The 26,890-nt window shown below is 52.0% G+C and carries 28 protein-coding genes; 9 read left to right on the top strand and 19 right to left on the bottom strand.

Going from position 1 to position 26,890, the window contains the following annotated elements; genetic code table 11:
- The 15 genes from ACOSDR_RS10805 to ACOSDR_RS10875 form a co-directional block, all read right to left on the bottom strand.
- Positions 1-1,065, bottom strand: coding sequence for a sulfotransferase family protein (locus tag ACOSDR_RS10805; RefSeq protein ID WP_420731232.1), 1,065 nt, complete (start codon positions 1,063-1,065; stop codon positions 1-3).
- Between the two features lie 18 nt (positions 1,066-1,083).
- Positions 1,084-1,683, bottom strand: coding sequence for an imidazole glycerol phosphate synthase subunit HisH (hisH, locus tag ACOSDR_RS10810; protein WP_420731233.1), 600 nt, complete (start codon positions 1,681-1,683; stop codon positions 1,084-1,086).
- Positions 1,680-2,504, bottom strand: coding sequence for an imidazole glycerol phosphate synthase subunit HisF (hisF, locus tag ACOSDR_RS10815; RefSeq protein WP_420731234.1), 825 nt, complete (start codon positions 2,502-2,504; stop codon positions 1,680-1,682). The genes hisH (ACOSDR_RS10810) and hisF (ACOSDR_RS10815) overlap by 4 nt, the downstream gene beginning before the upstream one ends.
- A gap of 64 nt (positions 2,505-2,568) precedes the next feature.
- Positions 2,569-3,729 (bottom strand): UDP-N-acetylglucosamine 2-epimerase, encoded by a 1,161-nt coding sequence (gene neuC / locus ACOSDR_RS10820; protein ID WP_420731235.1) that lies wholly within the window; start codon positions 3,727-3,729, stop codon positions 2,569-2,571.
- A gap of 40 nt (positions 3,730-3,769) precedes the next feature.
- Positions 3,770-4,783: an N-acetylneuraminate synthase family protein gene (locus ACOSDR_RS10825; protein ID WP_420722579.1), complete on the bottom strand. Its 1,014-nt coding sequence runs from the start codon at positions 4,781-4,783 to the stop codon at positions 3,770-3,772.
- Complete coding sequence (locus ACOSDR_RS10830; protein ID WP_420731236.1) at positions 4,780-5,352, bottom strand: hypothetical protein; 573 nt, start codon at positions 5,350-5,352, stop codon at positions 4,780-4,782. Before ACOSDR_RS10830 ends, ACOSDR_RS10825 begins: the two co-directional genes overlap by 4 nt.
- Positions 5,349-6,488, bottom strand: a complete 1,140-nt coding sequence (locus tag ACOSDR_RS10835) for a DegT/DnrJ/EryC1/StrS family aminotransferase (protein ID WP_420722577.1) — start codon at positions 6,486-6,488, stop codon at positions 5,349-5,351. The genes ACOSDR_RS10830 and ACOSDR_RS10835 overlap by 4 nt, the downstream gene beginning before the upstream one ends.
- Before the next feature lie 52 nt (positions 6,489-6,540).
- Positions 6,541-7,608, bottom strand: a complete 1,068-nt coding sequence (locus ACOSDR_RS10840; protein WP_420722576.1) for a sugar phosphate nucleotidyltransferase — start codon at positions 7,606-7,608, stop codon at positions 6,541-6,543.
- Positions 7,609-7,611: 3 nt separating this feature from the next.
- The gene (locus ACOSDR_RS10845) at positions 7,612-9,162 is read right to left on the bottom strand and encodes a hypothetical protein (protein WP_420731238.1); all 1,551 of its coding nucleotides are present in this window, start codon (positions 9,160-9,162) and stop codon (positions 7,612-7,614) included.
- 26 nt (positions 9,163-9,188) lie between these two features.
- On the bottom strand, positions 9,189-10,394 hold the full coding sequence (locus ACOSDR_RS10850; RefSeq protein ID WP_420731239.1) for a hypothetical protein: 1,206 nt from the start codon (positions 10,392-10,394) through the stop codon (positions 9,189-9,191).
- A gap of 32 nt (positions 10,395-10,426) precedes the next feature.
- Complete coding sequence (hisF, locus tag ACOSDR_RS10855; RefSeq protein WP_420731241.1) at positions 10,427-11,218, bottom strand: imidazole glycerol phosphate synthase subunit HisF; 792 nt, start codon at positions 11,216-11,218, stop codon at positions 10,427-10,429.
- The gene (gene hisH / locus ACOSDR_RS10860) at positions 11,212-11,850 is read right to left on the bottom strand and encodes an imidazole glycerol phosphate synthase subunit HisH (protein ID WP_420722572.1); all 639 of its coding nucleotides are present in this window, start codon (positions 11,848-11,850) and stop codon (positions 11,212-11,214) included. The genes hisF (ACOSDR_RS10855) and hisH (ACOSDR_RS10860) overlap by 7 nt, the downstream gene beginning before the upstream one ends.
- 43 nt (positions 11,851-11,893) lie before the next feature.
- Positions 11,894-13,042, bottom strand: coding sequence for an N-acetyl sugar amidotransferase (locus ACOSDR_RS10865; RefSeq protein ID WP_420722571.1), 1,149 nt, complete (start codon positions 13,040-13,042; stop codon positions 11,894-11,896).
- 66 nt (positions 13,043-13,108) lie between these two features.
- On the bottom strand, positions 13,109-14,125 hold the full coding sequence (locus ACOSDR_RS10870) for an N-acetylneuraminate synthase family protein (protein WP_420731242.1): 1,017 nt from the start codon (positions 14,123-14,125) through the stop codon (positions 13,109-13,111).
- 5 nt (positions 14,126-14,130) lie between these two features.
- A complete protein-coding gene (locus ACOSDR_RS10875; protein ID WP_420722569.1) occupies positions 14,131-14,832 on the bottom strand; it encodes a cytidylyltransferase domain-containing protein in 702 nt (233 codons plus the stop codon).
- Between the two features lie 163 nt (positions 14,833-14,995).
- Between ACOSDR_RS10875 and ACOSDR_RS10880 the strand changes: the two genes are divergently transcribed.
- The 8 genes from ACOSDR_RS10880 to ACOSDR_RS10915 all read left to right on the top strand — a co-directional run bounded on the left by ACOSDR_RS10880 (position 14,996) and on the right by ACOSDR_RS10915 (position 22,482).
- On the top strand, positions 14,996-15,949 hold the full coding sequence (locus tag ACOSDR_RS10880) for an aldo/keto reductase (RefSeq protein ID WP_420722568.1): 954 nt from the start codon (positions 14,996-14,998) through the stop codon (positions 15,947-15,949).
- A gap of 235 nt (positions 15,950-16,184) precedes the next feature.
- Positions 16,185-17,078: a sulfate adenylyltransferase subunit CysD gene (cysD, locus tag ACOSDR_RS10885; protein ID WP_420723121.1), complete on the top strand. Its 894-nt coding sequence runs from the start codon at positions 16,185-16,187 to the stop codon at positions 17,076-17,078.
- Positions 17,078-18,985 (top strand): sulfate adenylyltransferase subunit CysN, encoded by a 1,908-nt coding sequence (gene cysN / locus ACOSDR_RS10890; RefSeq protein WP_420722567.1) that lies wholly within the window; start codon positions 17,078-17,080, stop codon positions 18,983-18,985. Before cysD ends, cysN begins: the two co-directional genes overlap by 1 nt.
- 23 nt (positions 18,986-19,008) lie before the next feature.
- On the top strand, positions 19,009-19,680 hold the full coding sequence (locus ACOSDR_RS10895) for a dienelactone hydrolase family protein (protein WP_420722566.1): 672 nt from the start codon (positions 19,009-19,011) through the stop codon (positions 19,678-19,680).
- Positions 19,681-19,779: 99 nt separating this feature from the next.
- Positions 19,780-20,085 carry an ArsR/SmtB family transcription factor gene (locus ACOSDR_RS10900; protein WP_420722565.1) on the top strand — a complete coding sequence of 102 codons (306 nt, stop codon included), beginning with the start codon at positions 19,780-19,782 and terminating at the stop codon, positions 20,083-20,085.
- Positions 20,072-21,013 (top strand): alpha/beta fold hydrolase, encoded by a 942-nt coding sequence (locus ACOSDR_RS10905; RefSeq protein WP_420722564.1) that lies wholly within the window; start codon positions 20,072-20,074, stop codon positions 21,011-21,013. Before ACOSDR_RS10900 ends, ACOSDR_RS10905 begins: the two co-directional genes overlap by 14 nt.
- A 33-nt stretch (positions 21,014-21,046) precedes the next feature.
- Complete coding sequence (locus tag ACOSDR_RS10910) at positions 21,047-21,940, top strand: VOC family protein (RefSeq protein WP_420731243.1); 894 nt, start codon at positions 21,047-21,049, stop codon at positions 21,938-21,940.
- Positions 21,941-21,969: 29 nt separating this feature from the next.
- Complete coding sequence (locus tag ACOSDR_RS10915; protein WP_420722562.1) at positions 21,970-22,482, top strand: hypothetical protein; 513 nt, start codon at positions 21,970-21,972, stop codon at positions 22,480-22,482.
- Between the two features lie 18 nt (positions 22,483-22,500).
- On the opposite strand, the gene ACOSDR_RS10920 is transcribed toward ACOSDR_RS10915, so the two are convergent.
- The gene (locus ACOSDR_RS10920) at positions 22,501-22,905 is read right to left on the bottom strand and encodes a hypothetical protein (protein WP_420731244.1); all 405 of its coding nucleotides are present in this window, start codon (positions 22,903-22,905) and stop codon (positions 22,501-22,503) included.
- Positions 22,906-23,012: 107 nt separating this feature from the next.
- Positions 23,013-23,618, bottom strand: coding sequence for an FMN-binding negative transcriptional regulator (locus ACOSDR_RS10925; RefSeq protein WP_420731246.1), 606 nt, complete (start codon positions 23,616-23,618; stop codon positions 23,013-23,015).
- 212 nt (positions 23,619-23,830) lie between these two features.
- Here ACOSDR_RS10925 and ACOSDR_RS10930 point away from each other — a divergent pair, with 212 nt between their 5' ends.
- A complete protein-coding gene (locus ACOSDR_RS10930; protein WP_420722559.1) occupies positions 23,831-24,151 on the top strand; it encodes a hypothetical protein in 321 nt (106 codons plus the stop codon).
- Positions 24,152-24,255: 104 nt separating this feature from the next.
- Here ACOSDR_RS10930 and ACOSDR_RS10935 read toward each other — a convergent pair whose 3' ends face one another.
- Both ACOSDR_RS10935 and sdhA read right to left on the bottom strand, forming a co-directional pair.
- Positions 24,256-25,038, bottom strand: coding sequence for a succinate dehydrogenase iron-sulfur subunit (locus ACOSDR_RS10935; RefSeq protein WP_420731248.1), 783 nt, complete (start codon positions 25,036-25,038; stop codon positions 24,256-24,258).
- Positions 25,039-25,067: 29 nt separating this feature from the next.
- Positions 25,068-26,861, bottom strand: coding sequence for a succinate dehydrogenase flavoprotein subunit (gene sdhA, locus ACOSDR_RS10940; RefSeq protein WP_420722557.1), 1,794 nt, complete (start codon positions 26,859-26,861; stop codon positions 25,068-25,070).
- Between the last annotated feature and the right edge of the window lie 29 nt (positions 26,862-26,890).

Here is a 26,890-nt window from a genome sequence, read left to right on the forward strand (position 1 = left end):
TCATTGTCCTGCCTGCTGCCCTTCAAATCGCTCTGGAAATACTATGCGCATTTCCGTCAGATAGGGGTCGGTGCGATATCCTTCGCTTCCCTCACCTGTTTTTAACAGTTTGGAGAAACGGTCTCGTATTAGCGGATCCTCAAGGAAATCATACATCTGTGACCATTCTTCCTTTGTTGGGGGAAGACCATCCGCGTCATACCCGAATTCTGAGAGATATGGTTGGGTAATCATCTCGACAAACTTAATCTCTGCGGCACTCATGTTCTTGCGCCAATATTCAGAGGGTGGGTGAAATCCTGAAAGAGTTCCTCGGAAAGACGTGTTCGATTTCCAGTCCTCTCCCAGGATCTCGCCAAACTTATCTGGCTGCATCATCCGGTCCGAGACAGGAACATCCAGAAAGTTGCAGATTTCTGCAACATGATGTTCAGGATTCGTCAATAAATCCTCCGATTTCAACAGCAGTATCCGGTCCGGGCCAAGTTCCTTTACGAACCGACGCACAGATTGAATGGCATGGACTGTATTGAAGGCCGCATCCAGATAGGTATATCCCGGTTCGTTGGTTATTTTCTTGTAAGATGCGCAGACGCTGCGGGGATCGCGCAGAATATGGATGACTTTTCCCTTTGGAAACATGGAAAGAAAGTCGGGAATCCGGCTCCACAGAACGGCAGTTTTATCAATCCATTCCCCATCGCCCCCCCCGTTATCAATCAGGATCTGGCGCATCAATGCGTCATAAAGGGATGCATAACTGACGCCATTTTTCCGGGCATACGCTAAAGCAGCGGCAGCATCAAAGGTGACATCCCACCGCTTCTTGACCCGCTGAAAGGCTTCATCAACCAGGCGTTCATGGTTCTCAGGCTCCTGTATCGGATCAAATCGATACAAACAGAAGCGCATAAACTTAACCAAAGACGATGTTGCGCGATACTGCTCGTGGCACCCGACAAGTGCTGCCAGAAATGTCGTACTGGATCGATAGACGCCAGAGATAAAGACAGGCCTGACGTCTGCAACGACACCCACATTCTGCTGGGTATTGGAAGATATCATAGGGTTAGAAAACTTTCTCTATTGCTTCAAAAACCAGGCCATCAGCCGAAGGCCGTCAGGGCCACTTTTTTCAGGGTGAAACTGACATCCGACAACATTGTCACGTCGGACAGCAACAGCGATTTCAACGCCATTCACCATAACCGTTGCCGCGACATCTCTGGGCATATCAGCCTCAAAACCATAGGAATGCACGAAGTACATCATACGATCGATCGGCATGTCCCCGGCAGTATCAGTGGGCATCATCTGACGCCAGCCAACATTTGGTATCCGCGTTTCATCGCCGGCCGGCAGACGCCTGACATGCCCTGGAATGATGTCCAACCCCGCATGCATTCCAAATTCGTCGCTGTCGGTCGCCAGCAGTTGCATTCCCAAACAAATTCCCAACAGGGGCGCACCTTTTTTCACCGCCTCGTGAAGGGCTTCGGGTAAGCCCTGACTGTCCAGTTTCGACATGGCGTCGGCAAACGCCCCGACCCCGGGCAAGATGATACTGTCTGCAGACGCTATAACTTGGGGATCAGAAGAAATCTGGTGGGGTTCATCCAAGTGCTTCAAGGCATGGGAAATACTGAAAATGTTCCCACGGCCATAATCAACAATCGTAATCATGGCCTTCCCTCTCCTGAGGCACCAGCCCCTACATCCTGCCCATGAGCCATATCGGGGGGCTCACGCACGGGAATGTCCTGGTCAGCAAGCCATTTCTTCAAAGATACGGGCGTTTCAATTTCATAATGAAACAGGCTGGCGCAACAGACCGCATCGACCTGATCTCCCTGCACCAGATTTTTCACATGATCCTTGCTTCCCGCACCGCCACACGCAATGACAGGAACCTGAACACAAGATCGGACCGCCTGCGTTAAAGCATGATCAAAACCTTTCTTCGTGCCCTCCATGTCAACTGAAGTCACCAGGATTTCTCCAGCCCCCAGAGATTCAGCTTCTTGAACCCATTCGATAACATCGCGCCCGGTCTGCTCTCGACCATTATCAGTCAACACTTCCCACTTCCCCGCGCCGCGACTCTTCGCCTCTATCGAGAGCACAATGCACTGACTGCCGAAGGCTTCGCTCGCCTGTCGAATGAATTGTGGGTTACGAGCCGCAGCTGTGTTGATCGCAACCTTATCAGCGCCACTGCGTAAAGCCGTTGTGATATCGTCCAGGCTTCGCAACCCCCCCCCAACGGTCAGAGGGACAAAGATATCCGATGCGGCATCCTTTACTTCATCGAAAATGTTGTTTCGCCCATACAAGGACGCGACAACATCCATATAGATGATCTCATCAATGCCCTGATCATAATATCGTTGCGCCAGGCTCTTGGGCTTACCGACAATGCGCAGTCCTTCAAGGTGAATGCCCTTGATGACATTCGGTCCCTTGATATCCAATCGGGCAATTAATCGAACAGGCGGGCGGGTCATGAGGCTCCACTTTCTACTTCAGACACCATTCATAAAGCGCGACGAGAGAGACAGAGGAATGCTCTCACCAAGGGTTTACGAATTTTGCGGTATCATCTGCAAAACTTTTGTTCAAAAGAGACTTCAGATCATCCTGATCCAGAATTGCATTCGCTATGCGGCTGGCCGCCGCCCCGTCGCCATACGGATAGGAGGCTGCATTTTGGTTTGAGTGACCTGCCAGTATCTCATTAAGCTGATCAATGATTTGCGGCACATCACTCTCGCAATTACGGACATTTGGTCCTTGCAGCCGACCCAATTGACGGTTTCCAACATTAATTACGGGCAGACCAAACAAGGGTGCCTCAATGATACCACTGGACGAGTTCCCAATCATCACCGCGGCATGGCGCATTGCATTTACGTATAAATGTGCGCCCAGGGTTGCCCGAAAAACAGTATTGGGCGCTTGCTGACAAAACCCTGTCATAAGCGCCATCAGCTCGTTTCCGCCCGGATCCGAATTGGGGGCTGTTATAATCGTCGGTGGACCTGCCGTTTGGGTCAAAGCCTCCACAACAGATTTTCCAGCATGAAGCATGTCGGTTGAATTGGTTTCGGGATGAACTGTCACCAATCTTAAAGGACCATTATCCAAAAGACCCAATTCCTGAAAGAAGTCCACCCTGGGGATTTGATCGACCATCAGCATCGTATCCAGGCCTGGCGCGCCCGTGATCACAATACGCGAGGCTTCCTCCCCCATCTGACATACACGACCAGCCGCATCGGCGTTGGATACACAATGCAGATGTGACAGTTTGGTCATGGCATGGCGCAGCCTGTCATCCATCGCCCCCTCAGTCCTTTCCCCACCATGCAGATGAATGATGGGAATATTGAAGGGTATCGCCGCAACAGCTGTTGGAAACATATCCATGCGATCACCGGTCACAAGAATCCCATCAGGACGCAGTCGCGCATACAAGTCTGCACTGTTGGCTTGAATCTGGCTCATAGCCTGAACAACGTACGAACCATAATGACCGCCAATATCCGCACCAAACTGATGTGTTTGCGCGCCCTTGGGGATCTGGGACTTTACATAATCGCTGTTGGGGCAATGCATACCCGTAATTCCAACATGCAATTCGATGCGCCCAGTTTCAATCAGCGCCGACCAGACTGGCTTCAGAATGCCAACATCCGCCCGACTGCTGGTGATGCTCAATAATCTGATCATGAAACAGGACCCGCTTCACACCTGATGCAGAATTGTTTTCTCAAGTTGATTTCAAGTCCGTTTCCAAGAGAGCCTGCCCTTCTCGCACGTCCTTTAGCAGGGCCTTGCCCATAATTGGAAAATAGGGAGATAGGCCCGTATTGGGCCGCATTAAACAGATATCTGCTTCGGTTAAGACTGTTCCTGCTGCCAAAGGGCGACGCGCATGCCAGCTGCGCCGCACCAATGCGGCGACTTTCTCCTCTTCCACAGATGGTTTCTTCACCCCATCGCCAAGAGAATCCGCCGTGCGACGCACCGCCGAAATCATCTGACTTAACGAGTCCGGTTCCAAGGATGCAAGATGATCTGGTCCGGGCAAGCCACGATCCAGGGTGAAATGCTTTTCTATCACCGTCGCCCCCAACGCTGTCGCAGCAATGGGAATATGTATGCCATCCGAGTGATCTGAATACCCAACTGGTCGGCCAAACCGATCCCGCAGACTGGCGATCGCCCGCAAGTTCAGGACATGCTCTGGCGCAGGATATAAAGATGTACAATGCAGCAATGTAACCGGCCCCGAATCGGCGCGCGTCAAGGTCTCAAGCGCCTGCTCGATTTCATCGATTGTCGCCATTCCTGTCGATAGAATTATCGGCACTCCAAAGGATGCCGCCTGTATCAGCGCCGGTGCATTGGTCAATTCACCAGACGCGATTTTGATGCAATCCATGCCATTTTCTATGAAACGGGCTATACGCCGCTCATCAAACGCCGTGCACAGAAACTTTATGCCATGGGCTTTGCAACATTGCGCCAGATCATCAAATGCGGCTTCGTCCAGTTCCATGCTTTTAAGCAAGGTCCGCTGGTCCGACACACCGGTATTCCGGGACTGATAATCAGCCGTTTTGGTATCTGATGCCACCAGCGTTTGCGAGTCAAACGCCTGAAATTTTACATAATCCGCACCCGCCTTTGCGGCGGCGGCAACCATTTCCCGGGCGCGCTGCAAGCTGCCATTATGATTTACACCGGCTTCGGCGATGATGATGGGATAGTCTGATGTCATGTAATTAAACCACGGGTCAATGCAGCAACCATCGCGTTATCAGGCACGGTCGTGTTTGGCAGAATGACGGAACCCGCCCCAATCATACAGCAGGACCCTATTTTTGCCCCCCCAAGAATGATCGCTCCTGGCGCAATATGGCTTCCGGCTCCAATCGCGCAATCATGTTCGATAATGGCTGCTGAATTCAAAATAACCCCTTCACCCAGGGATGCCCCCACATTCACGACGGCGCCTGCAAAGACCAAGGCACCTTGCGCAACATTTGCATCCTGGCTGATACTTGCTGTGGGATGGCAGCGCGACAAAGCAACCAGGCCCAAAGACTTGCATTTCTCCATAAGCAGCCGACGGTGAAGCAATTGCGCTGGCGTAACGCCCCCCAGGCCAAGCACAAACGTGCCACTTGTGACCTGATTTGACCAATCCTGTTCCGTCAAATGCGGTGCGGAAATCCATGTCTGTGGTTTCAAGTCGGAATAGGCGACAATACGATCCCCATTTAAAGTGAGAATCTCCGCCACTACACGGGCGTGTTGACCCGCTCCGACCAACAGGCAATCGGTCAAGAATGCGCTCCAACCGTTTTGTGCCATTCACCCAACAGGGCAATAACATTTTCCTGCTGTTCTTCCGTTAAATGGCTGCTGCAGGGTAAAGCGACAACACGGCCGGATATTTCGCGACAATTCTTTAAGTCTGATCTCTGAATATCTTGAAAGGCCGGTTCAGATGCCAAGGACCGCCAGAAAATCCGAACCTGAACGCGGTTCTTATCCATGAATTCAATCAGGCTGCAGGCATGAGCCTCAGATTTTGCCAGGCCACAATACATCCAACAATTCGACGTCGCCCAAGGCATATGCGGGATTGTTTCAAGACACCCTGATTGTTCCAGATAGGCGGTGTATCGATCTGAAATACGCTTTTTGCTTTCCAGCATCTCGTCCAGACGCTCCAACTGGGCCAAGCCAATACCAGCGGCCAGGTTCGTCATTCGATGATTATAGCCAATGACCTTGTAACGATAATTGGGTCCCTGACTATTAACGCTGTGCAAACGCATCACTTCGGCGATGTCATCATTATCGGTAAGCACCATGCCGCCACCGCCTGTCGTCAATGTCTTGTTGCCATTGAAACTGATCGCGGAAACTTTCCCGTGTCCACCAACAGGCTTTCCCTTATAGGAACTGCCAATTGCACCCGCTGCATCCTCTATCATGGCAATGCCATACCGATTGCAGACATCCATAAGCGCATCCATATCTGCCGGATGACCAAATGGGTGAACCGCGATCGCGGCTGTGATGCGGGAGGGACCCTCTCTATCCGCCTGCAGGATTTTTTCCAGATCTACCGGGTCCAGACCAAACCCATCACGCGTAACATCCGCAAGGATAATCTCCGCCCCAATATGGGCCACGGCAGAAGCTGTTGCTGCAAAAGTCCAATCAGGAACGACAACCTTATCCCCTGACTTTATGCCTGAACCGATAAGCCCCAGTTCTATAGCCGCGGTTCCGCTGGATGTCGCGACAGCGTGCTTCCGACCCAGCCGTTTCGAGATTTTTTCCTCGAACTCGCCGACAAAAGGTCCGGCAGAGGATATCCAGTTATCTGAAATACATTGACGGATATAGTCTTGCTCATTCCCCCGCAGATCGGGAGAACTCAAAAGAATATCATAGGGTCCCATTGTCATATTTTCACCGTTTTAGAGGGCTGGACCAAATGCTGACGGTCCTTTGAGAGTATCAGGCGTCATTCTCATTGATCGCTTTATCAGCCTTGGCAAAATCTTCTGGTGTTCCAACATCCGTCCAATACTCATGGATAGGAAAAACACCGACAGACATACCCAAACTCTTTCCGCGATGGATCAGATCAGGCATATCGATGACTTCATCCTTTGCCACAAGATTACACAGGTTCCGGCTGAAAATATTAATCCCAGCAGACACAAAATGGCGCAAAGTGGGCTTTTCATCTATGCTGTTAAAGCTGCCATTCTCCGCATATTGAATGACACCAAAAGGAATTTTGACTTCGTGCATTGCGGCCGCAACCGTTGCTTCATTTCCATGATCTTGATGAAAATTCATAAAAGTATCGAAATCCAGCTGGGTTAAAATATCGCCATTAACGACAAGCAGATCTAAAAAATCGTTGTCTGGAATCAAGCTTATAGAACCAGCTGTTCCCAACGGATACTCTTCGTGCAAAATATTGACCTGAGTTTTATTGTCTCGGTTTGCAACAAATTCTTCTATTTTTTCGGGCAGATAATGAACAGACAGCCAGACTTTCGATACGCCGCTTCTCTCCAGCCGCTCCAGTATGTAATCAAGAATAGGTCGGCCTCCGATAGGCAGCAGGGGTTTGGGAACATCTCGGGTTTTTGACCCCAATCGCTTTCCGAAACCACCAGCCTGAACCAATGCATGAACATTACGATGCAAGGCAGCATGCCGATTGCCAGGAACGATTATTTCGCACAACCGCCCGGTGTCATCGACGATCGGAAGGAACGGGACGTTGCTTTCAATCGCATTCAACTGTGCCAGATTTGCGTCATCAGCCCCCTGTTTCCCCAGGCGCATCGACACATGCATCGCGACTTCAACCGCGTCAGACAATGCATGCCCCCGCAAAAGCCCCCGTCTGATGTCACCATCCGTTACCGTTCCCAGAACCTGGTGATTATCATTTACGACAATCTGGAACTTGTCCCTGACAGGCAACCGATCGATACGGCTCATCACATCCCGGATGGGCAAAGTGGGCGGGCACACATAGAGCTGAAAATCTAGAATCGTGACCATGTCTTATGCCGCCGATTTTGCCTTGAAGCGACGAAGCTGACTGGCTCTGACTTCTGATAAAAGCTCAATCGCTCTATCGATCTCTTTCGGGTCAACCTCCATCACTTTACCCCCAAAATACGGCACGCCTTCGGCCTGATAGGATTTGGCGATCAAAGAACCATGGAAGCGTGCGGCATCCTTTTTGATCTGAAGCTTTTCTTCCTCATCCAGATCTTTGATAAGCCATTGCAGCTTCTGTGGCATATCCAGGAAGCTTTCAAATCTGGTTATGCTTGGAATAGGGGTGAATTCACTGTGCGATGAAAAGAGCATTGCCCGCTTCCCCATATAAGCCGCCTCAAGGCTGGCCGTCGAATTGAGGGACACTACGCCATTCGATTGACGCACAACATCAATTCCGCGCACCGCAGGATCGACAAAAACCACATTTGGCAATCGTAAAAGATCCTTATAGAAGGATACGGCCCGGGTGCCGATCCGCATATGCTCCTTCAGGGCCAGGGTCGCACCAACCGGCAGGGCCATGGCAACCTGTTGCACCATGGCTTTGGTATCTGAAAATTCCTTGGATAAGGTTTGGACCGTATATTCTGGATCCAATGACAATGGAAAGAAGAGGATTTTGCCTTTGATATCGGATAGGTCTGTCTTGTTACGCATCATAAACCGATAACATAGATACCCATTGATGCGCGCCTTGATCACCGCCGCGTAACTCAACCGTTTACCTCGTTTGCGCGCGCGCAGGTCTTGCAGCAGAAACTCGATCCGTATGATTGTGTTTTTCAGCAGATCAACTGCCACCGCCTTTAATCCATAGGTTTGACGCAGTTGGTCCTGGTGCTGCCGTGGCCCATCGGGCGTGACCAGCGCACTCTCGTCCACCAGAGGCATCTCTGGAGTCTGTGCGAATGTTTCCTGGTTCCATTCTGATCCAACATAGGCGTCACTGGCCCATGTCATACCCGCCTTGATCCTGGTTCCTCGTGCAAATGTAATAGGGATTTTCAGATCATTTGCCAGTTCGGCCAAAACAGCACCCTGCATGTCCATACTGCGGCTCAAAATCAGGTCCACCCCCTCCTGTTTCAGAAGAGTCTCATAGGTTTCCATATGCCGGTTCACAGATACGATATGCTCTAACAGGTCCAATCGTTCCGGATTACGAAACGGGCTATAGGGAGTCTGATTCACAAGATTAACCGCAACCCCGCGGTCCTGCTGCAAAATGTCCCGGATGTAACTGATCTGCATACGGGACTCATAGCCTTGCGCAATTGCTATTTCTTCTTCATCGGACCGCCGCGCGGATGATAATTCCAGAATATCTTCCATGGCCACATAACGATCATCCTCTGTCAGCCACTGGCGAATTTCTGCTTCCCTGGACCGCCCGCCCAAAACAAGAAATCTCGTCCCGTACGCCGCGCGCACACGATCAATCAGTGGACGGTTTAACCAATCGAAAACAACCAGCGTGTTGATTAGAATACATTTGGGCGGTAAATCAGAAAAAGAATAACCACCTGCCATTGCGTTCACTTCTGTCATTGAAAACAGCTTCCTATCGAATGCAGTCAAACTGGCTGCGGGGTTTTGATAATATCTGAAACAGACGCATTGTGAGTGAGAAGGTCACACAAAGCCGGATCAATTGGATGCGTAACAGAATTGTTTCTCGTCATAGTATCAGACCGGGCAAGAACCGATTGCACAACATTACGAAAAGCAGTGCGATCCAGGTTTACGAAATGGTCGACCAATTCCGGTCGCATCGACCCATCCTTAGTCAATGCCAGGGCTTTATCAGTATAACCGGAAAACTCTATGGTCGGGACGCCCATTCCTTTGGCGATGGATAACGTCGTGCTGTAGTAACTGGCAACGAACAACCGGGACCGGGACGCAAGAACAGCTGGATGCAGATAGGATACGATGATGGATTTCCCCCGATAGCGCATCAACGCATCCTTAAGGACCTCCCTATTGGTAATAACATGCGGCTTCAGGAAAATCGGCCGTCCCTCCCCGACTTCCAGCAATGTTTCAATTGTCTTATGAAACAGTTCCAGTTGAATAGACTCTGAAATCAGGAAGTCCAGTTTCCCGAAATAACCCAGCATGAATGTCAGTATTTCTGATTTTGGCGCAACACCAGCCCGATCAAAATCCTGATTCAGATAACCATCTGAATGGGCCTCTACAAAATCTGTCCAGGCCTTTGTTCTGAACACTGGTGGATGGAAAAGGGTTGGGGGCGCGGTTTCAGAATCCAGAAGAATTCCGCTGGCTTCCATGTGCCGAAAACCGACGGACATACAGGCTGCAGGTTTGGCTAACAGGGGCTTCCGCACCCGTTCTATACTATCGATTTCTGACTCTTTCTGAGAATGACCAATAGGCGTTTGTTCGAACTTAAACGTCCTGTTGCGCGCAACATAGTATAGCATTCGAAATGGCCAGACATCCAGAATCCCAAAATGTATTATGGTCAATTGACCTATTCGTGCAGCAAAGAAAAACTTAAGGATCAACGGCAAGAAAAGAAGTCGCGATAGCAGGCGTGCCGGTAGTGTGCGCGATTTCGCCCCGATGAAACAAAACTCTCCGACAGATTGAATGGCGTCATACAGCACCGTGTTCAGGCAAATTTCATCATAGGTGAACTGGCTGGACGTATAGAATCGTATTGGCCCTGTTTCAGCGGTGCGATGCAACTCCATAACAAGCGGTAATATCGTATCGGTACTGATCAATTTATTATTAATGAAAACGGCAATCATCTAAATACCTTTACTAGAATTGACTGATACCCCTAGCGAATATCGGCAAGTTTGCTTCGAAGAAAGGTCTTTGCCCGTGGGTAAGCATTCTCAGTGAAATGAAAGATGTTTCCGGCGGCAACAGCGCTGGCCCCGGTATTTTCAAAGCAGCTTAAGAAATGCCGCTGATGCCCTGCACCGGAACAGGCAATGACAGGAATCGACACCGCATTGGCAACCCGGTCGATTGTTTCAAGATCATATCCCTGGGCGGATCCGTCTCTATCTATATCCGTCAGAAGAATTTCACCCGCACCCTGATCTTCAACAACGCGGACCCAATCCAACAACCGATGCTGTGTTCGCGTCTTTCCAAAATCTGTCCAGACGAACTGGTCATCATCCTGGGTTTTGTAGTCCACCGATGCAACAATCGCTTGACTGCCAAACACTTTGGCGCAGTCAGAAATCAACACCGGTTCCTTCAAGGCAGCACTATTAATGGTGACCTTATCCGCGCCATGCCGAATCCGCTGTGCAACCGCATCCACTGAATTAACACGTCCCCCAATCGTCAGGGGGATCCGGCAATCGACCGAAATCATTTGAATGAAATCCAGCAATGTAGAAACAGTCTTATGCCTGTAATCACTGCGGTGATGCTCAAATGCTGTTTCCGCGCCCTTGCTGATGTCGATAACAATCAACTCATCCACGTCCCATTGTACCATCCGCTCAACATGAGACACTGGCTCACCAATAATCTGATGGGTGCGGAATTCTTCAGACCGCACCATCCATCCATCTTTCAGGAATAGAACCGGAATCAGACGACGCTTTAACATGGTTGCCACGCCAGGAAATTGCGGATCAGCTGTTCCCCGACCCTGGAACTTTTTTCTGGATGAAACTGGACCCCAAGTACCGCCCCGTGACCGACAGCGGATGGAAATGCGTGCCCATACTGGGTTCGGGCCAGAACAACATTATCATCGCATTCTGCGGCATAGGAATGAACGAAGTAGAAGTCTGTCACACCGACATTTTCAAACAAAGGATGATTGCCTGAAGGTGTGACCGTGTTCCAACCGACATGCGGCAATCGCAGTGGGATTTGGCTATTGTCTTTTGTATCTTCCTTAAGTCGAACGACCCGACCGGGCAGCAGGCCAAGCCCTTTATGGGTTCCAAACTCTTCTGCTTCCTGAAATAGCATTTGCATGCCAACACAAATACCCAGCAAAGGAATCCCGCGATCAAGAACGGCTTCCTTAAGGGCACTATCAAGCCCCCGTGCCCGAAACTCCTGCAACGATTTCCCGATCGCACCAACGCCGGGGAAGATCACGCGATCAAACTGAAAATGCGTCAAATCTTCATGCGTTTCAACGACCTGGGCATTGCCGCCGCTGCGGCGAACGGAATTCAGAACCGACTGAACATTGCCAACGCCATAGTCAATCAGAGCCACTTTCATAAAAGCGGACCAGGACCGTTTGCAGTCACATCAACCCGAAGTATCATTCCGGGTCCCACAGATTTTGCTTATGCCATTCGCCAGCATCATCCTGGACCCATACTTTTGAACTGCGAAAACCATTGGCGATTTCATCAAACCATTCTTCGTTTTTGCCAACATAGTCCAACCAGTAGTAAAGGTCAGAGGATCGCACTGCGTCATACTTGCGAACGACTTCGACACCTTCTTCCCGTGTCATATATCCTGATCGGATATCCTTACAGGCATGGTCGGTTCCACGGCCATATCCAAATTTTATGTATTTTAAGTAATCGTGAACGCCATTTTCATAGCGGTCATCAAGATTTGAGAAACGCCGGTATGTACGTTCGAAATCAACCGGATTCTCTTTCCAGCCGTATCGATCCTTTACCAATTGCGTATGCTTATTGGCGTCCCAGGGGTCATAATTTCCAATAAATATACCGCGCAACCCAACCCGGTTGATTTCATCATCGGACGGATACTTGAAACACTCCAATTCATTCTCTGAAATTGGGTCTTCTTCGTCCCCCATCATATCGTACCAGTCATAGCCTCGGAGAAGCTGGTCCTTACGATACCGGGCAGTATACTCAACAAAGTCATTCATTGAATGCATTCCGCCGAGATCCGTCCAGCCATGCTCTCCCCAAAAGACCAATGGGATGTTGTGCTGAACAGCTGTCTTCATAGGAATGGTCGCGATACCGGCATGATTTTGCCAGTTCATATCGCCCATCATACGGAAGGCCAATCGGTTCATTCTGATCAGAAGGTCAACTGAGGGAGATACCATAACATGATCCACATTGAAGACTTCCTTCATGCGCATCAGGTTTTCCCAACCCTGATCAAGATAGTTGTTCCCGTTGTAAGTAACCAGCAACGGGTTCAGTCCCAGCACTTCCTTGACGAAATGGACCTGAAAATAGCTGTCCTTACCCCCGGAAACGCCGATCACGCATTCATAACCTGAACTGCGACGATATGGTTCTATTTCTTCAAGTAACCATTCGACGCGTTCCGCCCAATTTATCTTTTTCTTTTGTGCATGAACCCGACACCCACTGCACACGCCGGTCTCATCGATCACCAATGTTACGGCCGAGACGTTTGGATAAACACATTTGGAACAATACTGCACTTTTGGAATGTTTGGGACACTCATGTTACCTTACCCCGTTTTCAGAACTCTTTTTTGCGTAGCAGACCGACTGCGGGTTACCCCTTCGCCTTACTCTTCCAGCAGGTCCCAAGTAATAACATCGTCTGCATCGATATCGGCTGCGGCCCGTTTTCCAATCACATTGGCGATATCTGCCGATTGAACACCAGTTCCGGGGCGTTTTACGCCCAGCATAGTCCTGGTAACGACCTCGCCCTTCTTAATTAGGCGCTCAGCAACCAGGCTGCGGCGGATCTGCATTACATGATCGGCACTTTCAACCGGTGCCTTCTTGTTTTTGCCAATCGACTCCCAGGCGACCATGACGTCCGCCACCAATCGTTTCATATCATCTGGATCCGCCGAAAGGGCGTGATCAGGTCCTTCCGCAGCGCGATCCAAGGTGAAATGCTTCTCAATGATATCTGCCCCCAAGGCGACAGCGGCCACTGCCGTTGCCGTGCCAAGCGTATGGTCGGAAAATCCGACAGGGCAATCAAAGGCGGCACGGATCGCAGCCATGCAGGCAAGGTTCGCTTCTTTCGGCTGTGTCGGATAATGCGACACACAATGTAGGACCGCCACGGGCAGCGCCGGTGAAACAGCACGCATTTCCCCCAGCCCCCGGGCAATTTCTATCATCGTGGCACCACCAGAGGATAAAATAACCGGGCGATCAAGCGCTGCGACATGACGCAACAATGGCAGATGTGTGATGTCCCCGGATGCTATTTTAAAAGCAGCCGCATTCAAATCATTCCACACATCAGCACTGGGCTCATCAAACACAGCGGAAAACAATGTCACCCCCAGCGTGGCCGCGTGTTCCGACAAAGCCTTTAAGTCCTTCGGGGATAATTCCGCAGCCGCCAGCACATCAAAATAGGCGCTCTTACGGCTCAGAAAACAGCCCGTCTTGAAGGTTTGCAGCTTAACCGCATCGACGCCCGTCGCAGCCGCCACAGATATCATTTCGCGGGCGACATCAGCGCTTCCGCCGTGATTAATGCCAATTTCCGCGATCACATAGGGCGGATTGCCAGGGCCGATCTGACGGCCAGCAATTTCTAGTCCCAACTGCGGCATGTCTTTTATTCTCCTGTGATGAAGGTGTAATCAGCGTTGAGACCGGCAATATCACTCATCCCAAAGGCAGGATTGCGATTGTAGAGTTTGTCAAATACGGGCGCCAAAAGCTGGTAGTCTTCTGGTGTATCGATGGTGAGCGAGGGGACGGCAAAAACAATATCCGAGACAATGGTGACCTGCGTATATGTATCTGGGGCCTGACGAATGTGCCAAGTGACATGTTCATGATCGTTAGGATCTGAACTTTCCAGACCCCTTTCAAGCGCATCCATACGAGCAACCTCTACATACAGCCCATAGGGATATCCTGACTGTTGTATATTGCTTGCATAGACACAATCGGGGCCCGCATCCAGCAATCCTTGGACGACGCGATCAATCAGGGAACCGTCAACAAAGGGATTATCCCCAGTCAATCGCACGACAATATCAGACTGCCCCGCCGCCCCGATCATACGCGCCAGAACATCATCCTCAGATCCGCGATAGCAGTTATATCCCCTTGCTAAACACATTTCCTGCACGGGATCGTCCTTAACCTCTGATGTCGTCGCGACAATAAGGGTATCAAGACAAGTTGCGCGACTGGCGCGCTCCACCAGCCGATGCAGCATGGGAGCCCCAGCCAGAGGCATCAGAATTTTCCCTGGTAGACGTCTTGACCCCATGCGCGCTTGTATAACAACGGCGACTTTGTCAGGCATTAATACCAACCAAGGGAGAGGGAGCGTCGTCTTGACACGGAAGCATTTATATAGCTACCGCACCGGAGGATCTTTAATCCTCTGGTGTTGCTGATCCTTTAGAACAGGCTTCTGGTCGTGTCAACAATGATGAAGCATTGCCCCAACGGTCGCTTGGAGTATCGTGATCGATACGAAGAAATGTACTTTCTGGATGCATATGCTGAATTCTGACCCGAATTTGTCCTTGATCACGCTTGGCACCGTCCAATTGGGGATGCCCTACGGGGTCGCCAATCTTCAGGGTCAACCAGATAAAGAGACAAGTTTTGCCGTCTTGGACGCAGCCTGCTCTTGCGGAATACGCGCCTTTGACACCGCGCGCGCATATGGCGAGTCAGAGTCGATTATTGGTGAGTGGTTAACGGAAAGGCCCCTTAAGGGAACCAACATTGCCCCGACTCTGATCTCAAAGATCCCAAAACTGCCCAAAGACTTTGGCAATGCCGCAGCCTGGGTGATTGAGAATGCCAATAAATCTCTACAGACATTGCAGGTGACTCACATCTGGTGCTTCATGCTGCACAATGCGGATGACATCGAAAATGCATCCGTCAGAAAGGGTCTCGAGTCACTTCTGGAATCAGGGAAATGTTCAGCAATTGGCGTTTCTGTGTATGAACCAGATCAGATCAAGAATGCATTGAAGCACTTTCCGATCACCGCGGTTCAAATGCCAGGGAACCTTCTGGATTCACGCTTCAAACAGGCGGGCGCTGTCGAATTATGCAACAACCATGGCGTTTCGGTTTTTTGCAGAAGTGTCTTCCTTCAAGGGGTGCTTGCAATGCCCCCGGAACGCCTGCCCCAACGTTTTATGGATCTGTCTCCCATTCTGGCCAAATTGAACCATATGGCGGGTTCGTTGAATATGTCAGTGCTCAGTTTGCTTATGAAAGCCGCGTTTGATGCGACAGGAGCAACCACACTTGTTTTGGGCGCAGAACGCCCGGAGCAGGTCATCGAATTTGCGCAAGCGGCAAAAACTGTGTCTCAATTGCCCGAAGAATATATTAAGTCACTGGATCCGTTTATCCGGCAATTGCCTGATTGCATTCGGGACCCCCGCCAATGGTGATCTGGTCGCAGCAAATTAAGCAAATGGGCGTCCCGATCCCACCATCTGCCACGATTGTATTATCGGGAAGATCATTTCCCTGGCGCAACCATATGAAAGATCAATAGTGATGGCGCGTAACAATACGGACCTGGTAAATGGCGCTGGACAGGGGCGCTGTGATACGTTAGTGAGCCTCTGTGTTTTGACATTATAAAAATGTGATTAGGGAATTTGTACACAAATGAATGATAGAATAACGCATCTTCGACGTCTGGAAGCAGAAAGTATCCATATTTTTCGCGAGGTTGCGGCCTCGTTTGAAAAGCCGGTGATGATGTATTCCATTGGCAAGGATTCGTCGGTGATGCTGCATCTGGCGATGAAGGCGTTCTATCCTTCCGTGCCCCCCTTTCCGATGTTGCACATTGATACGACCTGGAAATTTAAGGAAATGATCTCCTTCCGGGACCAGCGCGCTGCGGAATTGGGGATCGACCTGATAGTCCACACCAACCCGGATGGGCTGCGCGATGGCGTTGGGCCGTTTAGCCATGGGTCATCCGTCCATACCGATGTGATGAAGACACAGGCCCTGAAACAGGCGCTGGATCACTATAAGTTTGATTGTGCCATTGGCGGGGCCCGCCGGGATGAGGAAAAATCCCGCGCAAAAGAACGGGTCATGTCTTTCCGCAGCAAGGGTCATGTCTGGGACCCGAAAAACCAGCGCCCGGAATTGTGGTCGCTGTACAATACCCGCATTGCCCAGGGGGAAAGCGTGCGCGCCTTCCCCATTTCCAACTGGACAGAATTGGACATCTGGCAATATATCCATGCGGAAAGCATCCCGATCCCACCGCTTTATTTTGCAAAGGAACGCCCGGTCGTCCTGCGCGATGGGCAATGGATCATGGTGGATGACGAGCGCCTGCCCCTGCGGGAGGGAGAGACCCCACAGCAAAAAATGGTCCGCTTCCGCACCCTGGGCTGCTATCCCCTGACCGCCGCGGTGGAGAGTCCCGCGGACACGCTGCAGGCCATTATCTCCGAAACCCTGATTTCCCGGACGTCTGAACGACAGGGCCGCATGATTGACCATGATCAGGCCGGATCGATGGAGAAGAAAAAGCGGGAGGGCTATTTCTGATGAGCGCTGACACCCCCGCGACCCTGACACCCGAAGACATTGATGCCTATCTGGCTGCACAGGAACAAAAAGACCTGTTGCGCTTCATTACCTGTGGATCCGTCGATGATGGGAAATCCACCCTGATCGGGCGTCTGCTGTATGATTCCAAATTGATATTCGAAGATCAATTGACCGCCCTAGAGGCAGACAGCAAACGCGACGGCACCGTCAAGGACGGTCTGGATTTCGCCCTTCTGGTCGATGGGTTACAGGCCGAACGGGAACAGGGCATCACCATTGACGTCGCCTATCGTTTCTTTGCCACCGACAAGCGCAAATTCATCGTCGCGGATACGCCAGGTCATGAGCAATATACCCGCAATATGGCGACGGGCGCATCCACCGCTTCGGCTGCCGTTATCCTGATCGATGCCAGGCGCGGGGTTCTGACCCAGACACGGCGCCATTCCTTCATCGTTTCCCTGTTGGGAATCAAAACAATCCTTCTGGCGGTCAACAAAATGGACCTGGTCAATTATGATCAGGATGTCTTTGACCGTATCGTTGCCGAATATCGGAGCTTCGCGGCCCAGCTGTCGGGGAACCAGACCATATCCGCCATCCCGCTATCCGCCCTGAAGGGCGATAATTTGATGACCCCCAGCACATCCATGCCCTGGTATGATGGTCCAACTCTACTGAACTGCCTGGAAAGTGCGCCGCTTCCGGAAGACCAGCCCGGCGGTTCCTTCCGGATGCCTGTACAATGGGTCAATCGGCCGAGTCTGGATTTCCGTGGGTTCAGTGGCACTGTTTCCGGTGGACCGGTGCACCAGGGTCAACATGTCATCGCCCTGCCCTCTGGCAAGCCAAGCACCATAGCACGGATTGTCACATTGGATGGGGATCTGGATCGCGCCCAACCGGGTCAGGCGATCACCCTGACCTTGGCGGACGAGATTGATGTCAGCCGCGGTGACATCCTGTGCGATGCCGAACAGCCAGCCAGCGTTACGGATCAATTCGCCGCCCATGTCATTTGGATGGCCGATGCGCCCATGATCCCGGAGAGACAGTATATCCTGAAGCTGGGGACCCAAACTGTCGGAGCCGCGATTACCGAGCTAAAGCACAAGATCAATGTGAACACGCTGGAACACAATGCCGCCAAGACATTGGACCTGAATGAAGTTGCCCTGTGCAATCTGGCACTGGATCAGGCGATCACCTATGATCCCTATACCGATAATCCGCAGACCGGTGCTTTCATCCTGATCGACCGCTATACCAATGCGACCGTTGGGGCGGGCATGATCAGTTTTGGTCTGCGCCGGGCAACCAATCTGGTCTGGCAGGAATTGGATGTCACAAAACAGGTGCGCGCAGAACTAAAGCGCCAGAAGCCTGCAATCCTGTGGTTCACAGGCCTGTCAGGCGCCGGGAAATCGACTGTCGCAAATCTGGTGGAAAAGCATCTGCTCGCGATTGGACGACACACCTATATTCTGGATGGGGACAATGTACGGCACGGCCTGAACAAGGATCTGGGCTTCACCGAAACCGACCGGGTGGAAAACATCCGCCGCGTTGCAGAAACGGCGAAACTGTTCGTGGATGCCGGCCTGATCACGCTTGTATCCTTCATCTCCCCCTTCCGCAGCGAACGGGATTTGGCCCGGGATCTGGTCGAGGAAGATGAGTTCCTGGAAATTTTCGTCGACACCCCCCTGGCGGTCTGTGAAACCCGGGACCCGAAAGGCCTATATGCCAAGGCGCGAGCCGGTCAGATCAAGAATTTCACCGGGATCGATTCACCCTATGAAGCCCCTGTTAATCCAGAGCTTCGGCTGGACACAACCACCGGAACCCCTGCAGAACTGGCAGAACAGGTAATCGGCTTCCTGAAACAGAAGGGCTTTATCTAAAAGCATCTTGCGGAGAGGTAAAAATGGGAAGCACGATCACGCTTAGCGCCATTGATGGGTTCACACTTAAAGCATACCGGGCGGATCCTGAAGGGGATGCTCGGGGCGGCATTGTGGTTATTCAAGAGATCTTTGGCGTGAACGATCATATTCGATCCGTTGCCGATGGCTATGCGGCACAAGGCTATAGCGTTATAGCCCCTCAACTCTATGACCGATCCGCCCCCGATATAGAATTGGGTTACACTCAGGGGGATGTCCAAAAGGGCCGCGACATTCGGGTTGAGATCGGGTTCGATAAACCGCTGTTGGATTTACAGGCTGCTGTTTCCTTGTTGAAATCAGAAGGGCTGGCTGTCGGTACCGTAGGATATTGTTATGGCGGTGCCCTGGCCTGGCGCAGTGCGGCCAAGCTGGATGGCCTGTCTGCGGCCATTGGATACTATGGCGGCGCCGCCACGTTTAAAGATGAAGCCCCTGAATGCCCTGTCCTTCTGCATTATGGCGAGAAGGACGCCATGATCCCCAGCACCGACGGCGCGATGCTGGCGGACCTGTATCCCAAGATGGTGGAGGCCTTTGTTTATCCAGCAGATCATGGGTTCAATTGCGACCAACGGGCCAGCTATGACGGGCCCAGCGCGGCCCTGGCCCTGGAACGCAGCCTATCCTTTTTTCAGGATTACATCGGTTAGGGTAATTTCAACTGAACTGAAGGTGTCCAAATCCTCTCTTCCCTTTAAGGTTAAACATGCGCATTGACATATAGCTATTTAACTATTTAATAATAGCGTATGATAGATCGACTGGAACAAACAAAAGCACTGGCAAGCGATACGCGGTTGTCCATTCTTGAATGGCTGGCTAGCCCGGATCGATATTTTTCGCATCAAGAGACAGGCAGGCCGTCTGAAATCGGGGTCTGTGTCACACTGCTGACCGAACGATTGGAGATGGCTCAGCCCACAGTCAGCCGACATCTGGAGTTACTGCGCCGCGCGCGCTTCCTGACCGTTAACAGAATTGGCCGATGGTCATTCTTTCAACGGGATGAAGCCGCAATAAACGATTATAAGGACTGGCTGAATGAGCATCTTTGAGGAGGCTGACGCAGCATTATTACCTGGTTTTCAGCGTCAATTCGTTGATATTGACGGGGCGCAGGTCCTCGCGCTAACAGGCGGCACTGGACCGGCTCTACTGATGTTGCATGGGGATCCACAGACCCATTTGTGCTGGCATCACATCGCGCCGCGCCTGGCTGAACGATTCAGTGTCGTTCTGACCGATCTGCGGGGGCGGGGCGAAACCCATAAGCCCGGTCACGCAGAAGGGCATGACGCCTACACAAAGCGTCAAATGGCCCGTGAACAGATCGCGGTAATGCGGGCATTGGGGCATGGTACCTTCGCGCTTGTCGGACATGACAGGGGCGCACGCGTCGCCCGGCGATTGGCCCTGGACCATCCGCAGACTGTCACGCACCTTGCCATCATGGACATCATCCCGGCCTTGGATTTCTATGAGGGTCTTAATGCCCAAATTGCGCAGGATTATTTCTACTTTTCTTTCCTGACTCAGGATTACCCGATTCCAGACACGCTGATTGGCAAGAATGCTGAGGCATTCATACGCCTGATTCTGTTCGGGTTGGTTGAGGAGGCCGATTGCTATGATCCGCTGGCGTTAAAAGCCTATCTGACGGCGCATATACAGTCAGCCTCCGTCACCGCAATGTGTGAGTGTTTCAGGGCTGGCTATCATATCGATCAGAAGCACGACGCCGCAGACCGTACATCGGGGAAAAAAATACAGTGCCCTACCCTCGTCCTCTGGGGGCAACATGGGGTTGTTGGGCGGCATTTTGACGTTAAAAGTATTTGGCGAGGCTGGTGCGAACACCCCCAATTCACCCCGATGCCAAGCGGGCACTTCATCCCGGAAGAAGCGCCCGAAGTGGCCTTCAACGCCCTAAATAACTTTTTAAGGACACGCGACCTAGATCAAAAGAACCAGAGTCAGCGTTAAAATCATACCTGATGTTAAAGATAGGACCCAATCATGACCCGCGAAACAATCTACCTTCCCGACCGGGGCTTGGACCACCTTGTCCTGGCTGTGGCTGCCCTGGAAAGAGCGCAGGAAACCTATGCTCAATTGGGCTTCACCCTGACGCCCCGAGCGGAACATAGCTGGGGCACGGCCAATCAGTTGGTTCAGTTGCAAGGCAGCTTTCTGGAAGTTCTGGAAGTCGCCGCACCGGAAAAGCTGTTTCCCCATGGGGGTCGAACTTTCAGTTTCGGTGCGTTCCTGAATGACTATTCCAAACATCGGGAAGGCTGTGCGATGGTCGTGTTTGAAAGCCACGACGCCCGCGCGGACCGGGATCAGTTTGCACAGCGGGGCCTGCCCGATCTGGACCCCTTTGATTTTGAGCGCCAGGCAAAGCTGCCGGACGGTAGCTCGGTGCGGGTCGCCTTTTCGCTGGCCTTCGCGCCACCACCCGAAATGCCGGACGCCGCCTTCTTCACCTGCCAGCAACACGCGCCGGAATATTTCTGGAAGCCGGATTATCAGAAACATCCCAACGGCGCGAAAACCCTGGAAGAAGTTGCCATCATCGCCAAGGATCCAGACTCCCTGCGACCCATCCTGGAAAAACTGCAGGCACCAGAAGCCGTTCATTCAGACCCGGATGGCCTGACCTGTGAGACCATGCGGGGCCGCATTCGTGTCATGACCCTGGACAACTATCAATTATGGTATGGGGAAGGGGCGGCCAGTTCAGCCCCGGCTACCCCGCATTTTGCAGCCATGCGCATTGGTGTTGCCGATATTCAGGCAACACAGGCTTTGTTAGATCAACAGAATGTGCACTATCATTGGGCCAGGGCGGGCTTGATCGTACCCTCCCTTTCAGTGCACGGTTGCTGTCTGGCCTTTGCCCAGATTTAGATCGGACCCAAATGACGGCCTTAGGCTCTATGCTCACTACCCGCTCGATACGCCCAGGCTGGTTTGGCGTTGTTGTGCTGTGCCTGATCGCAGCGACCACCAGCGGCTGTCAGACGACGGGGACTGTACCGCCCAGCCCGGCCCCTGCGACCGTCTATAGCGGTTATTTCATTTGGGATTCTGAGCGTCCCCATGGCGATGCGGCTTTGCAATGCATTCAACTGGTCTTCACAGACAGGGAGACATTACAGGATGGCCGCCTGCGCTTGACTGGCGTATCGCGCTATATCACCGGGCCGGATAATGAGATCAATTTCGTCGACACGGAATTAATCTATGACCCCTTAAAACACAGTTTCGAGCTGTGGGAGCGCAATGCCACCAGCGATAATTTTGTCGCGGACGGTCGCTTCAAGGGTCAGTTTAAGCCTGATGCCCTGTTTTTGAATGGTGTATGGGCAAGTGACTCTGGCGGAGAATCCGGCAGGCTTACTCTGCGCAAAGGGGCGGATGCCCCCTGCACCATGGCCGCAGATGTTTGATTAAATCCTGGCTTCGGGTTATTGGCCGAACTGAGAAACCTGCGTTATGACAACGCTCGACACTATATCCGCCCCGAAGGCTTCTCTGATTTCCGTATCCAGCAAGGCCCGAACCGATTCAAATGTATAGGAGTCATGGGTTGCGAAGTAATCTGACAAAGCCCCAAAAACGATGGATTGAACCTTGGGCTTATTCGCGGTCAGATAGGCAGCATTGCTGGGATTGCTGTATTCCAGCTGATAGGAAACAGCCAGGTTTCTAATGCCACACTCGGTACCAGACATCTGAACCACAGCCTGCCCCATATCCAGATAACTGCCTCCTGCGGGTGCTTCACTGGCCTGAACAGAAGTTTTCACCGCCAAAAAACACAGCATTAGAATGGCTGTTATGCATGTCCAAACTTGATCATTCAGTCTCATTTCTAACCCCAATCGCCCAAGTCCCAAATCAACACCGATCTCGATGCGTGCATCACAATGACCACATTGATTCATATGGCATATTCAGTCATATCGATAAACGACGACTATTTGAATGTTTTGTGCATGGCGGCAGACAATTCGATTTCCCCCTGATCTCGCAGTCGGTCTGCGACACTTTGCGCAACGTCCTGTGGTTTGTTCTGCGACAGCTTGGCCTTACCGTCGATCTGGTCAACGGTCATGTGAAAGGCAACAATGCCCCGGCGCATACCGGCCATGAAGGCAGGATCGGTGAGATCAGGCGCCCATCCCCCATCCCCTTCGTATTTGTGGGACAGCGTATTCATCAACCACGTTATTTTTGCGTCATCATCCAACACTTTTGGGCGCCCAATGACACGGGCCAGCGTATAGTTCCAGGTTGGAACGGACTTTGACGGATCCGGGTACCAGGTTGGCGAAATATAAGCATGCGGCCCCATAAAAACCGCCTGGGCCACACGCTCCCCGTCAAACAGCCGCCAATGTGGGTTCGCCCGTGCCATATGGCCGTACAAAACCGCACCGTCGATTATCATTGGTAAAGGCGTCGTAAAGGGAATGTGTTCGGCGGAATCTCCGGCGCTGATCAAGAGCCCAAAACTATTTTTCGCAATATCCGATAATATCCTTTCAGACTCTGTTAAATTAAATACTTCCGGTAGAAACATCTTATCCTCCAGCGGGTGTAATTGGACCAGAATATGATCTTATTTTCCATCGCAGCACAGGGTCATTTTCCTTAATTTTCTGGGGCCAATAGCTGGGTTGGGCGGCAAGATTCACGGTTCCGTCACACATCTATCTGTGGTATAAGGCGGCTGCCTTTTTGGGGTCGGCATATGACAAACTATAATCGCGCGCTTTAAGGATCATATCCAGCATGACGAGTCCCTATCTGGAAAGGCCAAGGAGGGAGCTTGGCCAGGCATTAAAGGACTGTGGCATAAACCGCAGTGACTTCGGATTCCATCCGCAACATGCCAAATCTCACTCCCATCCGACGACCAGCCCTTGGACCCGAACAGGTATTACCGAAAAAACATGTTTACGATCCAGCAAATGGATCATTGCCGCTTTTGCCATCCTGATTGCATCTGCCGCCGTGCTGGTTGCGACCACAACACCAGGCCAACAGGTTGCGCAGGAACCAAACGCTGACGACGTCATCAATATTGCGCCAGCGGCAGGTGGGCCTCAGTAAGAATTCAACAGCGGCAGGCTTTTCTATGCATTGCCTTTTAAAGTCACAAAAAACGGAGCCTGAAGGCTCCGTTTCTTATTATACAAACCTGTTCGTCTACCCCATCACCCTTGCCGCGCGATCATCATCTTCTTGATTTCCGCAATTGCCTTGGCCGGGTTCAGACCTTTCGGGCAGGTCTTGGAACAATTCATAATGGTGTGACAGCGATACAGCCGGAAGGGATCTTCCAGATTATCCAGTCTTTCACCAGTCGCCTCATCCCGACTATCGACAAGCCAACGATAGGCCTGCAACAGAACAGCGGGGCCCAGATAACGCTCGCTGTTCCACCAATAGCTTGGGCAGGACGTGGCGCAGGAAAAGCACAGAATGCATTCGTACAGCCCGTCCAGCTTGCGCCGGTCTTCGGGTGTCTGCAGCCGCTCCTTGTCAGGCGGGGGCGGTGTTTTGGATTTCAGCCATGGCTCAACAGAAGCCAACTGGGCATAAGCATTATTCAGGTCTGGCACCAGATCCTTGACCACCTTCATATGGGGCAGTGGATAGATGTTCACCTCGTCCTTCACATCATCGATGAACTTGGTACAGGCCAGCGTGTTGGTGCCGTCAATATTCATCGCACAGGACCCGCAAATTCCCTCACGACAGGAGCGACGGAAAGTCAGGGTCTGGTCCACCTCATTCTTAATCTTGATCAGCGCATCCAGAACCATTGGGCCACATTCATCCAGATCCACCTCATAGGTGTCGACCTGGGGCGTCTTCCCATCATCCGGGTTCCAGCGATAGATATTGAACTTCCGGACATTCTTCCCACCGGATTTAACCGGCCAGGATGTTCCTTTGCCAATCTTTGAATTAGCAGGCAGTGCGAATTCAGCCATAACCTATAATCCTCGTTTCACGAATGCTCTTAATAGACGCGGGCCTTGGGCGGGATGGCCTGAACATCATTGGTCATCGGGCTCATTGTAACGGGGCGATAATCCAGTTTCACCGTTCCGTCCTCATTCAGCCAGGCCAGAGTGTGTTTCATCCATTCCTTGTCGTTCCGCTCGGAATAATCCTCCCGAGCTTGTGCGCCGCGGCTTTCCTTGCGGTTCTCAGCGCCGACAATCGTGACCATCGCCTGGCCGATCAGGTTTTCAAATTCCAGTGTTTCCACCAGATCCGAATTCCAGACCATGCCGCGATCAGAAACAGAGATATCGTCCTTATCGGCCCAAATCTTCTTCAATTCATCAATGCCTTCCTGCAGGACTTCGCCGGTGCGGAACACAGCACAGTTATTCTGCATAACATGCTGCATACGCCCGCGAAGTGCCGCAGTCGTGGTCGATCCTTTGGCATGACGCAGCCGATCAAAACGATCAATTGCCGCATCAGTCGCATCCTTAGTCAAAGGCCGCGTCTTTTCCGTCGGATCCACGGTTTCTGCGCATCGATTGGCGACAGAACGCCCAAACACGACCAGGTCCAGCAAGGAATTGGATCCCAAGCGGTTTGCCCCATGAACGGATACGCATGCCGCTTCCCCCGCCGCCATCAGACCCGGAACGGGAGAATTCGGATCCCCGTCCTTCAGAGTGACAACCTCACCATGATAATTGGTCTGAATGCCGCCCATATTATAATGGCAGGTCGGGATAACCGGAATCGGCTCCTTGGTCACATCGACACCGGCAAAAATTTTCGCGGTTTCTTCAATGCCAGGCAGGCGCTCATGGATGACCGCCGGGGACAGATGTTCCAGATGCAGGTGGATATGATCCTTTTTCGCACCAACGCCCCGGCCTTCCCGGATTTCCATGGTCATAGAGCGGGAGACAACATCCCGGCTGGCCAGATCCTTAGCAGACGGCGCATAGCGTTCCATAAAGCGCTCGCCCTCTGAATTGGTCAGATAGCCGCCTTCCCCGCGCACGCCTTCAGTGATTAGACACCCCGCCCCGTAAATGCCCGTCGGGTGGAACTGAACGAATTCGCAATCCTGCAGCGGCAGACCGGCGCGCAGCACCATGCCACCGCCATCGCCTGTGCAGGTATGGGCAGACGTCGCTGAGAAGAAGACGCGGCCGTAACCGCCGGTCGCCAGCACTGTCTGTTTTGCGTTAAAGCGATGCAGCGTCCCGTCATCCAGGTTCCAGGCGAGGACGCCCCGGCAAGAGCCATCGTCATCCATGATCAGGTCGATGGCGAAATATTCGATAAAGAATTCCGCGTCATGCTTCAGCGATTGTTGATACAGCGTATGCAACATCGCGTGTCCGGTCCGGTCGGCGGCGGCACAAGTGCGCTGTGCCGCCGGACCTTCTCCGAATTTCGTTGTCATGCCGCCAAAGGGTCGCTGATAGATCTTGCCGTCTTCGGTGCGGCTGAAAGGCACGCCATAATGTTCCAGTTCGACAATCGCGGGCGCGGCTTCGCGCACCATATATTCGATCGCGTCCTGGTCGCCTAACCAGTCAGACCCTTTGACAGTGTCATACATGTGCCAACGCCAGTCATCCGGGCCCATATTGCCCAGAGCTGCCGAAATCCCTCCCTGCGCTGCAACGGTATGAGAGCGGGTCGGGAACACCTTGGTGACACAGGCTGTCTTCAGACCTTTTTCTGCCAGTCCAAACGTGGCACGCAACCCGGCGCCGCCAGCCCCCACGACGACGACGTCATAGGAATGATCAATCACGGTATAGGCTTCAGTCATTCTCGGATCCCTCTTTCGGGTTAGTCCGT

The organism is Hwanghaeella sp. 1Z406 (assembly GCF_048892425.1).
Classification (GTDB): Bacteria; Pseudomonadota; Alphaproteobacteria; order UBA8366; family Aestuariispiraceae; genus Pacificispira.